The organism is Campylobacter sp. US42a, from assembly GCF_004379055.1.
Lineage (GTDB): Bacteria > Campylobacterota > Campylobacteria > Campylobacterales > Campylobacteraceae > Campylobacter_D > Campylobacter_D jejuni.
Window position 1 is genome coordinate 207,998 of record NZ_RYYK01000003.1, and the last position, 13,536, is coordinate 221,533.

The following is a 13,536-nucleotide window of genomic DNA, read 5'->3' on the forward strand; positions in this document are numbered from 1 at the left end:
TTACTCTTTCTCAATTACAAGCTCATAATCTTCAATGACGCCATTTACCAACAACTCTTCACACATTTTTTTTACTTGTTCTTTGGCTAATTTTTCATCTTTCTCATCAAGAGAAATTTTGATTTGTTTTGCTATTTTTACTTCTTTAACACTATTAAAATTTAAAGAATGCAAAGCTTTTTCCACCGCTTTGCCTTGTGGATCTAAAACCCCATTTTTTAAAGAAATATTTACAATAACTTCCATATTTTTCCTTAATTTAATATTCTTTTTAAAACTTCTTCATAAGCCATTTTTACATTACCTAGATCTTGACGAAATCTATCTTTATCTAATTTTTCATTACTAAATTTATCCCAAAATCTACAACTATCAGGGCTTATTTCATCAGCTAAAACAAGTTCATTATCTTTAGTTAAACCTAGTTCGATTTTAAAGTCAATCAGCCTTAAATTTTTATTATCAAAAAATGGAGTTAAAATAGAGTTAATCTTTCTAGCCATATTTTTAATTTCACTAATTTGAGCTTCATTTTGCACTAAATTTAAAATCAAACAATGCTCATCATTGATAAAAGGATCGCCTAAGGCATCATCTTTAAGACAAAATTCCACCAAAGCAAAAGGTAGCACAGTACCATCTTTAATACCCAGTCTTTTTGTAAGAGAACCTGTTGCAACATTGCGTACTATAACTTCAATAGGAACAATTTTACATTTTTTAACCACTTGTTCTGTATCGCTTATAGTTTCTACCAAATGGGTTTTAATCCCATTTTTTTCGAGCAAATGAAAAATTTCAGTACTGATTTTACAGTTTAATGCACCTTTTCCACTTTCATTGCCTCTTTTTTCTGCATTAAAAGCAGTTAAATCATCTTTAAACTCACTAATTAGTAAATTTTCATCATCAGTTTTGAAAAGTTTTTTACCTTTTCCTTCGTAGAGCATTTCTTTTTTTGTCATTTTATTGTCCTTGTTTGATATTTAAAATTTTAATAGTATCAATAGCTGATTTTAACTGTGCGTCATCATTGATTTGTTTTTGACTGATTAGATTTTTATTGTCTTTATTTTCTTGTTTATCTTCTTTTTTATTTTTATCTATTTTTTCAAGCTCACTTTCTAAATGTTGTTTTAAGTCGCTTTCTTTTATAGAAAAACCATCTTCTTGAGTATTTACTTTACCTGGAAAAACTTCAATATCAGGTTTTACACCCACTGCTTGAATAGTACGCCCGCTTGGAAGATAATATCTTGCAATAGTAAGCCTTAAAGCTTCAGTTTTATTAATAGGTATGATTTGCTGAACACTACCTTTTCCAAAAGTATTTTCACCCACAATAACACCGCGTTTAAGATCTTGTAAAGCTCCACTTACAATTTCACTTGCACTAGCACTTCCACCATTTACAAGCACAACCAAAGAAGCATTAGAAATTTTGTTTTTAGGATCGGCTTTATATTCTTGATTTTCACTTGCGATGCGTCCTTTTTGAGAAACAATAACACCTTTATCTACAAATAAATTTACAAGTCCTATGGCTTGATTTAAAAGTCCACCAGGATTATTTCTAAGATCTAAAATAACTCCTTTAACATTAGGATATTTTTTAAGTTCTTTACTTGCCACATCTACAACATTTTTATCAAAATTTGTAACCCTAAGATAAAGAATGTTTTCATTTTCTATCATTTTTGCATAAACACTTTCTATCTTAATAATTTCTCTTGTAAGTGTAACATCAAAAGGTTTTGTTGCACCTTTTCTAAAAATGGTTAAAGTGATTTGAGTTTTTGGCTTACCACGCATTTTATCTACAGCATCATTGAGATTAATTCCTAAAGTGGCCTCATCATTAATTTTTAAAATAATATCTCCTGATTTTATCCCTGCTTTATCTGCTGGTGTTCCTTCTATAGGAGAAACAACTGTTAAAGCGCCATCTTTCATACCTACGGTTATACCAAGGCCACCAAATTCGCCATTGGTTTGAATTTTCATATCATTAAAATCTTTTTCATTTAAAAAAGAAGAATGCGCATCAAGATTGCTTAAAAGTCCTGATAAAGATTTATCCACCAAATCGCTGATATTTTGATCATCCACATAGTATTGCTCTACTATGGCAAGAGTTTTTGTAAGCTTATCTAAAGCTTCTAGGCGTTTTTGAACCTGCTCTTCTTTTTGATCAACTTTAGCTTGTAAATGACTTGTTAAAAATAGACATAAAATAAAAGTAGTGGCAAAGCCTGCAAGACCCGCAAAAAATCGTTTTGTTTTCAAAATAAGCTCCATCATTGAGTTTTAGTTTAAAGAGTAAATTTTAATAAAAATTGCTTAAAACTTCGTAAATAAATTTAAATTCTTAAAAATATGTTAAAATAGACTAAAAATTCCAAAAAGAAAGTTAATACAATGTGCCAAGAAAAACATACTCATACACATTCTCAAAAACATCTTAAAGCAGTTTGCAATCGTCTAAGTAGAACCATAGGGCATTTAAGCGCTATTAAAAGAATGGTTGAAAATGACAAAGACTGTAGTGAAATTTTAATCCAGCTTGCTGCCGTAAAAGCCGAAGTTAACAATACTGCAAAAGTAGTTTTAAAAGAACATTTAGCTCATTGTATGGTACATGCTGTAGAAGAAAATGATATTCAAAGTATAGAAGAATTAAACAAGGCTATAGATATGTTTATGAAATAATCTAAAATTAGTCATTTGTCCTATTATTTAAAAAATTTTACTCAATTAACTTGACATTATATGACTAAAGTTATATAATAGCAAGTATATAAACTAAATAAAGGATAAAACATGACAAATATACAAGATTTTTTAACTGATAATATGCTTTCAAACCTTGAAAGTGCAGCATCTTTAGCTATACATTCTAAAAATAATGAAGTTGTACCTTTACATCTTTTATGGGCTTTAAGCGTAGATAGTACAAGTATTTTAAATCAAATTTTAAATAAATTAAATATTTCCAAAGAAGCCTTAGAACTTGAAATTAAAAGCAGAATTTCAAAACTTGCAACGAGTTCAAATGTAAACCGTGAAAATATACGCTTTTCCAATGAACTTATAAATTCATTAGAAAATGCTAAAGGATTAATGAGTGCTAATGGAGATAGTTATTTAAGTGTGGATACTTGGCTTATAAGTGAAAGTCAAAAAAGTCCTATTAAAGAAATTTTGGCGCAATTTTTAGATTTAAGAGAATTTCAAAAAGAGCTTGAAAGTCTAAGAGCGGGACGCAAAATCGATAGCAAAACAAGCGATGAAACCTTAGACAGCTTAAATAAATTTGGTATAGATTTAACCTTAAAAGCAAGCGAAGGTAAACTTGATCCTGTTATAGGCAGAGAAGAAGAAATCGAACGTTTAATGCAAATTTTAATACGCAAAACCAAAAATAACCCTATACTTTTAGGTGAACCAGGCGTAGGAAAAACAGCTATAGTAGAAGCTTTAGCACAAAGAATTATTAAAAAAGATGTTCCAAAATCTTTGCAAAATAAAAAAGTTATCGCTCTTGACATGAGTGCTTTAATTGCAGGTGCAAAATACAGAGGAGAATTTGAAGACAGATTAAAAGCTGTCGTTAATGAAGTGATAAAAAGTGAAAATATCATTCTTTTTATCGATGAAATTCACACTATAGTGGGAGCTGGAGCAAGTGAAGGCAGTATGGATGCGGCAAATATTTTAAAACCCGCTCTTGCAAGAGGTGAACTCCATACTATAGGCGCAACTACTTTAAAAGAATATCGTAAATATTTTGAAAAAGATGCAGCCTTGCAACGCCGTTTTCAACCTGTAAATGTAGGTGAGCCAAGTGTTAATGAGGCTTTGGCTATGTTAAGGGGTATAAAAGAAAAGCTTGAAATTCATCATAATGTAACTATAAATGATAGCGCTTTAGTAGCTGCAGCTAAACTTTCAAAGCGTTATATAGCGGATCGTTTTTTACCTGATAAGGCCATTGATTTAATCGATGAAGCTGCAGCTGAACTGAAAATGCAAATTGAAAGCGAACCAAGTTCTTTAAGAAAAGTACGCAAAGATATAGAAACTTTAGAAGTTGAAAATGAAGCTTTAAAAATGGAAAATGACGAGAAAAATCAAAAAAGACTTGATGAAATCGCAAAAGAACTAGCCAATTTAAAAGAAAAACAAAATGCCTTAAATTCACAGTTTGAAAATGAAAAAAGTGTTTTTGATGGCATAAGTGCTAAGAAAAAAGAAATTGATCTGCTTAAAAATGAAGCTTCTTTGGCTAAAGCTAGAGGTGAATTTCAAAAAGCAGCCGAGCTAGAGTATGGAAAAATTCCAAGTCTTGAAAAAGAAGTAGAAATTTTAGAAGATAAATGGAAAAAAATGAGTGAAAATGGAGTTTTACTTAAAAATCAAGTGGATGAGGATTTGGTTGCTGGAATTTTAAGCAAATGGACGGGTATTAGCGTGCAAAAAATGTTAACTTCTGAAAAACAAAAATTCTTAGAAGTGGAAAAACATTTAAAAGAAAGTGTCATAGGACAAGATAAGGCCTTAAGTGCTTTAGCTAGAGCCATTAAACGCAATAAAGCAGGACTTAATGCGGACAATAAACCTATAGGAAGCTTTTTATTTTTAGGGCCAACAGGGGTAGGAAAAACACAATCAGCTAAAGCTTTGGCAAAATTTTTATTTGACGATGAAAAAGCAATGATTCGCTTTGATATGAGTGAATTTATGGAAAAACATAGTGTTTCAAGACTCTTAGGCGCACCTCCAGGGTACATAGGACATGAAGAAGGTGGAGAGCTTACTGAAGCTGTGCGAAGAAAACCTTATAGCGTGCTTTTGTTTGATGAAGTTGAAAAAGCACATAAAGATGTATTTAATGTGCTTTTAGGGATTTTAGATGATGGTAGAGCAACCGATAGCAAAGGTGTAACAGTGGATTTTAAAAATACCATTATCATTTTAACTTCTAATATTGCCTCAAGCGCTATTATGAATTTAAGCGGAAAAGAACAAGAAGATGCGGTAAAAAATGAGTTAAAAAATTTCTTTAAACCTGAGTTTTTAAACCGCTTAGATGATATTATCACCTTTAATCCACTTGGAAAAGATGAAGCTTATGAAATAGTCAAGCTTTTATTTAAAGATTTACAAATGAGCTTAGAAAACAAAGGCATAAAAGCAAGTTTAAGCGAAAATGCAGCCCTTTTAATCGCTAAAGATGGTTTTGACCCTGATTTTGGTGCTAGACCTTTAAGAAGAGCTATTTATGATCTTATAGAAGATAAATTAAGCGATATGATACTTGCTGATGAACTTCATGAAAATGATAGCATTATCATTGATGCAAAAGATGACGAAATAATCATCAAAAAAGCTTAATCATTTTGAAAGTAGATCTTTCTACTTTCAAAATATAATCTCGCTTTCATTAAATTTCATATTTGCTTTTGGTAATGGTGATTTGGTGGTATAATAAGCACTTTCTCCTTTATAATTTCCACGATAAACCCCATTAGGAATGCTAAATTTTCTAGTTGTATCAGGAAATTTTTCTATATATTGAGTTAAAAATTCTCTAAACACAGGAGCAGCTGTTCTAGCCCCACCTTCTGTATAACGCATAGGCTTGTTATTATCATTTCCATACCAAATGATTGCTTCTATTTCAGGCGTAAGTCCACAAAACCAAGCATCAACACTTTTATTCGTTGTTCCTGTTTTTCCTGCTATTTCTATATCTTTTACTCTTGCATTACGCCCTGTGCCTTTTTCAACAACATTTCTCATCATATCTAAAACCAGAAAACTTTGCGCTTCATCGCTGACTTTACGCTCATTTGAGTTAAATTCCATGATGGTTTTACCGGTTTTATCCTGAACTTGTCTGATAATTTGAGGATCTTTAATCGTACCATAGTTCCCAAACATGGTATAAAATTTCGAATACTCCAAAGGAGAAATACCAAAACTTCCCAATACGATTGATAAATTAGGCGGTATATCTTTAAATCCAAATTCCATTAGTTTAGAGTAAAGAACATCAAGCCCCATATCGAGTGCGAGATTAATGGTAGCTAAATTTCTTGATCTTGTTAAAGCTTCTTTTAAGGTAATTAAACCTAAAAATTTACCCCCTTCATTTTTAGGTTTCCAATCCTCATTATTACCCGCTCCACCCTCAAAAATTCTAGAAATATCAGCAATTTCACTCATAGGCGAATATCCTAAATTAATCGCCACTTGATACACAAAAGGTTTAAAAGAGCTTCCAGGTTGACGCATACTTTGAGTAGCACGGTTATAATTACTTTTTTCATAATCAACCCCACCTACCAAAGCTAAAACATCGCCACTTTGATGATTTACCACGACCATAGCTCCGTTTAAAGTGCTTAAATTTGCATCTTTATCGCGTTTTACTATCTCATCATAACCAAATTTCAAAGCATTCTGCGCCATATTTTGAACATCTAAGTCTATATTTAAAATGATTTTATATCCACCTGTTTTTAAGTCTTTGATATTAGGGCTTAATTGTTTAATCACTTCATCTACGACATAAGGAGCAGCATTTTGAGTAAGCGTATCATCATAAACTTGCGGAATTTCTTTAATGGCTGTATCATAATCTGCTTTTGAAATCCAACCTAGATTATACATTCTTGAAATAACATTATTTGCTCTTGAGATGGAAAGATCTAAATGCTTTGTAGGATCATAACTGCTAGGTGCTTTTGGCATACCTACTAACATAGCAATCTCTTTAAGGCTTAATTCATTTAAATTTTTATGAAAATACCCCAAAGCTGCGGTTTTTACTCCATAATACCCATGTCCAAAAAAGATAAAATTTAAATACCTTTCTAAAATTTGCTCTTTAGTTAAAATGGTTTCCATTTTATAAGCAAGCAAAGCTTCGCGAATTTTACGCGTAATAGTTCTTTCTGGGGTTAATTCTGTGTTTTTAATAAATTGCTGGGTAAGAGTGGAAGCTCCTTCCATGGTTTTTCCACCGCTTTTTATGATTTTTACAGCAGCTCTAAAAATGGCATCGATATTAACTCCATTATGTTCAAAAAAGCTTGTATCTTCTATAGCAACTAAAGCTTCTATAAGGCGTGGAGGAAGCTCTTCATAAGGAGCGTAAAAACGATGCTGTTCAAAAATATTAGCCACAAGCTTGCCATTTCTATCGTAAATTTGTGTTGTAAGAGGAGGTTTGTATTCTTTAAAAGTATAACCCTCAGTATCAGCACTTGTGAAAAGATAAGCCACATAAATAAATCCAGCTATAAACAAAAGAGTAAAAAATGAAAAAATATATTTTAATATTTTCATAAATAAGCCTTTAAAGTTTGGATATCAAGCCCTAAAGCAGTGCTTAGATTTCCTACTTGTTGGGTGATGAAATTTTGATGAAAACCCTCACACATAATACAACCCGCCTTGCCTTTATAAAGATCATTTTCTACATAATCTCTTAAAGCATTTTCATCAAAATTTTTAAAATAAAGCGTAGTTTTTGAAAGAGAAAAAACTCTTTTTTCAGGTTTTACAAGCAAAAAAGCCGATAAAATACTTGCATACTTGCCATTTTGCAAGGCAAGCATTTCATAAGCTTCTTTTTTATCCTTTGCTTTGGTAAGAATTTTTTCATCTATACAAACTATACTATCTGCAAAAAGCAAATTTTGGTTTTGAAAATCTTTGCCTAAAGTACTTAAAAATTGTCTTTCTTTTTCAAGAACTATTTTTTGAACATATAAAAAAGGTGAAATATTTTTATTTAAATTTTCATCATAATCAAAACTAACTTGCCTAAAATCAATCTTTGCGGTTTTAAGCAAGTTAGCTCTTGAAATGGAACTTGAAGCAAGAATTAACATTAAAGTGCTTTTTCTATCGTTTCTAAGCTTTGTTTTAAAGCTTCATTGATTTTGCTTAAATCTTTTCCACCTGCAGTAGCAAAATCATCTCTTCCGCCACCATTTCCACCTAAAATTTGCGCCGCTTCTTTAACCAAAGCTCCTGCTTTTAAAGGCACATCTTTAACGCCAGCTGCTAAAGTGATTTTTTCATCTTTTACTTGGATAAGTAAAATCACCGCTTTAGCAAATTTGTTTTTAAAATCATCAATCATAGCTTTAATATCGCCATTATCTACGCGTTTTACACAAATTTCAACACCTTGGATATTTTTAGAATCAAGCTCGGTTTTACTTGAATTTTTAAGTTCATTTTTTAAACTTAAAATTTCATTTTTAAGCTTTTTAACCCCGCTTAAAATATCATTATTTTTAAGTTCATCTTTTGCTTTAGAAAGTTCTTCAAGTTGATTTTTTACAAATTCTAAAGCCGCTTTAGAAACCACAGCTTCAATGCGTCTAACTCCAGCACTCACACCACTTTCTTTAACTATGTAAAAACTTCCTATTTGAGCAGTATTTTTAACATGAGTCCCCCCGCAAAGTTCTTTGCTTTCACCTAGAGTTAAAACACGCACATTGCCTTGGTATTTTTCATTAAACAATGCTATAGCACCGCTTTTTTTAGCTTCTTCTAAAGGCATATTTTCTAAGATAGCTTCGCTTGAGTTTATAATCATTTCATTGACTCTTTTTTCAATACTTTCTAGCTCTTCTTTGCTTAAAGCTTTATGATGAGTAAAATCAAATCTTAGTTTATTGCTTTCAACCAAAGATCCTGCTTGGCTTACATGAGAACCTAAAATTTCTCTTAAAGCATGATGTAAAAGATGAGTGGCTGAGTGGTGGCGTGCGATTTGCTCTCTTTTTTCTGTATCGATTCTTGCATGAACTATATCGCCAACTTTTAGTTCTTCGCCTGCTTTTACAAAGCTAAGATTGAGATTAAAAAACTTTTGCGTATCTAAAACTTCACGCTTAACTATAAATCCACTATCAGCACTTTGCCCCCCACTTGTTGCATAAAAAGGTGTGTTTTCAAGCATCACCCAACCCACATCTTTAAGGGTGGAAACTTCTTTAAAATCTTCATCTAAAAGGGCTAAAATTTTACTTTCGCATTCTGCTTTTTCATAACCTACGAAATGATTTTCTCCAAATTTTTCAAGCAAGTTTTTAAAATCTCCGCTTGCAGTTTTATCTCCACTTCCTTTCCAAGAAGCCTTAGCGCGTGCTTTTTGCTCATTCATTAAAAGTTCAAATTTTTCTTCATCAACTTTAAGATTTTTTTCTCTTAGCATATCAGCCGTTAAATCAAGCGGAAAACCATAAGTATCATAAAGCTTAAAGGCTACTTCTCCGCTAAAAATTTCTTTGGTGTTTTTAAGCTCTTCATTAAAAATTTCAATCCCATTTTCTATAGTGCTTAAAAATCTTTCTTCTTCAAGGCGAATTTGTTCTTTTATAAAATCTTTTTTCTCATTAAGATAGGTATAATGTCCGCCCATTAAATCGCATACAACATCAACTAGTTTATACATAAAAGCTTGTTTAAAACCTAGCAAATATCCATGTCTTAAAGCACGACGCAAAATACGACGCAAAACATAACCTCTACCTTCTTTATCAAAACTTACCCCTTGCGCAAGTAAAAATACACTTGATCTTATATGATCAGCTATGACTCTAAAACTTGCTCCGCTTTCATAAATATAAGTTTTATTACAAAGTTTTGAAATTTCATTGATGATTGGCATAAAAAGCGAGCTATCAAAATTGCTAAATTTACCTTCTTTAATCGCTGTTACTCTTTCAAGTCCCATTCCCGTATCAATGCTTGGCTTTGGCAGTGGGCTAAGCACTCCATCAGCACTTCTTTCGTATTGCATAAAAACAAGATTCCAGATTTCTAAAAATCTATCTCCATCTCCGCCCATATAATCTTCGCTTGAGTTAAAATGCTCTTCTCCTTGGTCATAAAAAATCTCACTACAAGGACCACAAGGACCAGTATCACCCATTTGCCAGAAGTTATCTTTATCGCCGAATTTGTAAATTCTTTCTTTTTGAATGTGTTTTTGCCATAGATTAAAAGCTTCATCATCGTTTTCATGCACGGTTACATAAAGTCTGTCTTTAGGTAGTTTTAAAACTTCAGTTACAAATTCCCAAGCATAAGCTATGGCTTGTTCTTTAAAATAATCTCCAAAACTAAAATTCCCAAGCATTTCAAAAAAAGTATGATGGCGTGCGGTATATCCTACATTATCTAAGTCATTGTGCTTTCCACCCGCTCTTATACAAGTTTGACAGCTTGTTTTGCGTGGAGGGTTTGGGCGTGGAATTTCTCCTGTAAATATGCTTTTAAAAGGCACCATACCCGCATTAGTAAAAAGTAAAGTTGCATCATCAGGAACTAAAGGACTTGACGGGGTTATCTCATGTCCTTTTGATGCAAAAAAATCCAAATAAGCTTTTCTAATATCCATGAATTTTCCTAAAGAAATTTTTATAAAAACATATCATACCAAAATTACTTTAAATTAAGTAAAACTAAAATACAATAAACATTTTTATTTAATTTTATTTCTCTAAGGTTTTTTATGAATTTTATCAATCTTCAAGCCCAATATCTCGCATACAAAGATGAAATCAATGCTGAAATTGAAAGCGTTTTATCAAGCTCTTCTTTTATAGGCGGTGCAAAGCTTAACGAATTTGAGCAAAATTTAGCTCATTTTTTAGGTGTTAAACACGCTATAGGTTGTTCAAGTGGAACCAGTGCTTTATATCTTGCCTTAAGAGCCTTAGATATTGGCAAAGATGATGAAGTTATAGTGCCTAGTTTTACTTTCATAGCAACAGCTGAAGTTGTGGCCTTAGTAGGCGCAAAACCTGTTTTTGTAGATATAAATTTATCAAATTACAATCTTGATTTTGAAGCAGTGCAAAAAGCAATAACCCCAAAAACTAAAGCTGTTATAGCAGTAAGTATGTTTGGACAAATGAGTGATTTAAGGGCTTTAGAAGAAATTTTAAAAGATAAAAATATCACTTTGATCGAAGATGGTGCACAAAGTTTTGGTGCAAGTTTCAAAGGAGAAAAATCATGCTCTATAGCTAAAATTTCATGTACGAGCTTTTTTCCTTCAAAACCTTTGGGAGCTTATGGCGATGGTGGGGCTATTTTTTGCCATGATGATGAAATTGCTAAAAAAATAAGAATTTTACTCAATCACGGACAAACTCAGCGTTATAAACATGAATTTATAGGTATAAATGGACGCCTTGATACCTTGCAAGCGGCGATTTTAAATGTTAAGTTAAAATACCTAGAAAAAGAATTAGACAAAAGACAAAAATTAGCACAAATTTATAATGCAAATTTAAAAAACTGCCAAATTCCGCAAATTGATCCAAATGCTTTTAGCGCTTATGCACAATACAGCGTTTTAGTTGAAGATAGAGCTAGTGTATTGCAAAAATTTGAAAAAACTAATATACCTTATGCTATACACTATCCAACCCCTTTGCATAAACAACCTTGCTTTAGTGAGTTTTCAAATTTAGAACTTAAAAATTCAGAATACGCAAGCGAACACATCTTATCTTTGCCTTTTTCACCTTTTTTAAGTGAAGAAGAGCAAGAGCAAGTTATTTGTATTTTTAAAGATTAATTCCATGAAAATAGGTATCATAGGCCTTGGAAAAATGGGGCAAAACCACTTAAATGAACTTAGTAAAAATTCTCATTTTAAACTTAATGCACTTTTTGATCTTTGCAAAAATCCAAATCTAAATATTTTTGATGATATTTTTTATGATGATTTGGATAAATTTTTAAATCAAAATAATGATATTATCATCATAGCAACACCTACAAATTCACATTTAGCAATAGCAAAAAAAGTTTTTAAACAATGCAAATGCGTTTTAATCGAAAAGCCTTTAGCTCTAAATTTAAAAGAAATAGACGAAATTTCAAATTTAGCTAAAGAATACAGCGTAAAAGTAGGCGTAGGTTTTTGTGAAAGATTTAATCCTGCGGTTTTAGCCCTAAAAAAAGAGCTTGAAAATGAAGAAATTATCAGCATTAACATACAAAGATTTTCACTCTACCCGCAAAGAATCAGCGATGTAGGGATTTTGCAAGATTTGGCTGTGCATGATCTTGATTTGCTTTGTTTTTTAAGCAAACAAGAAATAACAAAAACCAATTTGCTTAAAAAATACACCCAAGATCAAACAAGAGAAAGTGAAAGCATTATTCTATGTGAGCTTGAAAAATGTATTGCTAGCATACATCAAAGTTGGAATAGCACACAAAAACTAAGAAAAATTCATCTTATTACTAAAAATCATTTTTATGAAGCCAATTTAAATGACTTTTCTTTATTAAAAGATGGAAATTTTATAGAACTTACTCAACAAAGTCCACTTTTTTCAGAACACGAAGCTTTGTTAAAACTTATCGATAATCAACCCAATCATCTAGCCAGCACAAGCGATGCTTACAAAGTTCAAGAAATTTTAGAAAGGTTTGCGTGAAATTAGTTTTATTTTTAAATATGGGCGGAGCTACGAATTTACAAGATTGTGAAGTTTTTTTAAAAAATATGTTTAATGATCCTTATATTTTAGGAATCAAAAATCGATTTTTAAGAAAATTTGTAGCATGGATCATAACAAAGGCTCGCGTTAAAGCCATGCAAGAAAACTATAGAAAAATGGGTGGAAAATCCCCTTTAAATGAACTTACTCAAAGCCTGTGTAACAAGCTTAATTTAAAACAAGATGAATTTAAATTTGATTTTGTAAATCTTTATGTGCCTCCTTTTGCCACAGAAATTTTGCAAAAATACACTTTAAATGAAAGTGATGAAATCATTCTTTTTCCACTTTATCCGCACCATTCTTGCACCACAGTAACTTCATCTTTAGAAGTTCTGCAAAATGAAATTTCAAAGCAAAAAATTCAAGCAAAAGTAAAAACTATAGATATTTTTTACAAAAATGAGCTTTATAATGAGATGATAGTTTCGCACATTTTGGCTAAAAAAAGTAAATTTGATGCCAAAATTTTGATTTTTTCAGCACATTCTTTACCACAAAGCATTATTGACAAAGGTGATTTATACGAAAAACATGTAAATGATCATGTAGAAATTTTAAAAGAAAAACTAAAAGATCATTTTGATGAATTTATTTTAGCTTATCAGTCTAAACTAGGCCCTGTAAAATGGCTTGAACCAAATACAAGCGATGTTTTGGCAAATTTAAACGATAAAGCTTTGATTTATCCTATTTCTTTTTGCATTGATTGTTCTGAAACGATTTTTGAACTAGGTATGGAGTATAAACATTTAGCAAAATGTGATTATGATTTGATAAGTTGCCCTAATGATAGTGATGAATTTATGGAATTTATTTTAAATTCTATAAATTCACCCTTAGCAAGAAAAACTTCTTGCTAAAACTCAAAAATACTTCCCAAAGCTTACATAAGCTTTAGAACTATAATCATCATCTAGTTTATATTTCTTTAAAGCTCTAGCTAAATCAAGCTTAACATAAAAATTCCCTGTTTTATTATAAA

Annotated in this window: 11 protein-coding genes; 5 read left to right on the forward strand and 6 right to left on the reverse strand. The window is 31.3% G+C overall.

Features of this window, described 5'->3' with window-relative positions; translation table 11 throughout:
- From purS to ELQ10_RS04520, 3 genes are read right to left on the reverse strand one after another with little or no spacing between them, the layout of a single operon-like run.
- Positions 1 to 246, reverse strand: a complete 246-nt coding sequence (purS, locus tag ELQ10_RS04510; protein ID WP_011990506.1) for a phosphoribosylformylglycinamidine synthase subunit PurS — start codon at positions 244 to 246, stop codon at positions 1 to 3.
- A gap of 8 nt (positions 247 to 254) precedes the next feature.
- Entirely contained in the window at positions 255 to 965 is a 711-nt protein-coding gene (gene purC, locus ELQ10_RS04515) for a phosphoribosylaminoimidazolesuccinocarboxamide synthase (RefSeq protein WP_002854922.1), read from the reverse strand.
- Between the two features lies 1 nt (position 966).
- Positions 967 to 2,301, reverse strand: a complete 1,335-nt coding sequence (locus ELQ10_RS04520) for a S41 family peptidase (protein WP_002856815.1) — start codon at positions 2,299 to 2,301, stop codon at positions 967 to 969.
- Between the two features lie 117 nt (positions 2,302 to 2,418).
- Here ELQ10_RS04520 and ELQ10_RS04525 point away from each other — a divergent pair, with 117 nt between their 5' ends.
- Both ELQ10_RS04525 and ELQ10_RS04530 read left to right on the forward strand, forming a co-directional pair.
- A complete protein-coding gene (locus ELQ10_RS04525; RefSeq protein ID WP_002855280.1) occupies positions 2,419 to 2,709 on the forward strand; it encodes a metal-sensing transcriptional repressor in 291 nt (96 codons plus the stop codon).
- Between the two features lie 111 nt (positions 2,710 to 2,820).
- A complete protein-coding gene (locus ELQ10_RS04530) occupies positions 2,821 to 5,394 on the forward strand; it encodes an AAA family ATPase (protein WP_134250264.1) in 2,574 nt (857 codons plus the stop codon).
- 27 nt (positions 5,395 to 5,421) lie between these two features.
- Here ELQ10_RS04530 and ELQ10_RS04535 read toward each other — a convergent pair whose 3' ends face one another.
- The 3 genes from ELQ10_RS04535 to alaS are packed head-to-tail and all read right to left on the reverse strand — an operon-like array spanning position 5,422 to position 10,429.
- Entirely contained in the window at positions 5,422 to 7,353 is a 1,932-nt protein-coding gene (locus tag ELQ10_RS04535) for a penicillin-binding protein 1A (RefSeq protein WP_002867666.1), read from the reverse strand.
- Complete coding sequence (maf, locus tag ELQ10_RS04540) at positions 7,350 to 7,901, reverse strand: septum formation inhibitor Maf (RefSeq protein WP_002855005.1); 552 nt, start codon at positions 7,899 to 7,901, stop codon at positions 7,350 to 7,352. Before maf ends, ELQ10_RS04535 begins: the two co-directional genes overlap by 4 nt.
- The gene (gene alaS / locus ELQ10_RS04545; RefSeq protein WP_134250265.1) at positions 7,901 to 10,429 is read right to left on the reverse strand and encodes an alanine--tRNA ligase; all 2,529 of its coding nucleotides are present in this window, start codon (positions 10,427 to 10,429) and stop codon (positions 7,901 to 7,903) included. The genes maf and alaS overlap by 1 nt, the downstream gene beginning before the upstream one ends.
- A 114-nt stretch (positions 10,430 to 10,543) precedes the next feature.
- Between alaS and ELQ10_RS04550 the strand changes: the two genes are divergently transcribed.
- The 3 genes from ELQ10_RS04550 to hemH are packed head-to-tail and all read left to right on the forward strand — an operon-like array spanning position 10,544 to position 13,414.
- On the forward strand, positions 10,544 to 11,617 hold the full coding sequence (locus tag ELQ10_RS04550) for a DegT/DnrJ/EryC1/StrS aminotransferase family protein (RefSeq protein ID WP_134250266.1): 1,074 nt from the start codon (positions 10,544 to 10,546) through the stop codon (positions 11,615 to 11,617).
- 4 nt (positions 11,618 to 11,621) lie between these two features.
- Positions 11,622 to 12,488 carry a Gfo/Idh/MocA family oxidoreductase gene (locus ELQ10_RS04555; protein ID WP_057100699.1) on the forward strand — a complete coding sequence of 289 codons (867 nt, stop codon included), beginning with the start codon at positions 11,622 to 11,624 and terminating at the stop codon, positions 12,486 to 12,488.
- Positions 12,485 to 13,414 (forward strand): ferrochelatase, encoded by a 930-nt coding sequence (gene hemH, locus ELQ10_RS04560; protein WP_070305319.1) that lies wholly within the window; start codon positions 12,485 to 12,487, stop codon positions 13,412 to 13,414. Before ELQ10_RS04555 ends, hemH begins: the two co-directional genes overlap by 4 nt.
- Positions 13,415 to 13,536: the final 122 nt, after the last annotated feature.

Bases quoted from the DNA above. Each gene is read 5' to 3' on its own strand.
- purS (WP_011990506.1), bottom strand. From the start codon at position 246: ATGGAAGTTATTGTAAATATTTCTTTAAAAAATGGGGTTTTAGATCCA.
- purC (WP_002854922.1), bottom strand. From the start codon at position 965: ATGACAAAAAAAGAAATGCTCTACGAAGGAAAAGGTAAAAAACTTTTC.
- ELQ10_RS04520 (WP_002856815.1), bottom strand. From the start codon at position 2,301: ATGATGGAGCTTATTTTGAAAACAAAACGATTTTTTGCGGGTCTTGCA.
- ELQ10_RS04525 (WP_002855280.1), top strand. From the start codon at position 2,419: ATGTGCCAAGAAAAACATACTCATACACATTCTCAAAAACATCTTAAA.
- ELQ10_RS04530 (WP_134250264.1), top strand. From the start codon at position 2,821: ATGACAAATATACAAGATTTTTTAACTGATAATATGCTTTCAAACCTT.
- ELQ10_RS04535 (WP_002867666.1), bottom strand. From the start codon at position 7,353: ATGAAAATATTAAAATATATTTTTTCATTTTTTACTCTTTTGTTTATA.
- maf (WP_002855005.1), bottom strand. From the start codon at position 7,901: ATGTTAATTCTTGCTTCAAGTTCCATTTCAAGAGCTAACTTGCTTAAA.
- alaS (WP_134250265.1), bottom strand. From the start codon at position 10,429: ATGGATATTAGAAAAGCTTATTTGGATTTTTTTGCATCAAAAGGACAT.
- ELQ10_RS04550 (WP_134250266.1), top strand. From the start codon at position 10,544: ATGAATTTTATCAATCTTCAAGCCCAATATCTCGCATACAAAGATGAA.
- ELQ10_RS04555 (WP_057100699.1), top strand. From the start codon at position 11,622: ATGAAAATAGGTATCATAGGCCTTGGAAAAATGGGGCAAAACCACTTA.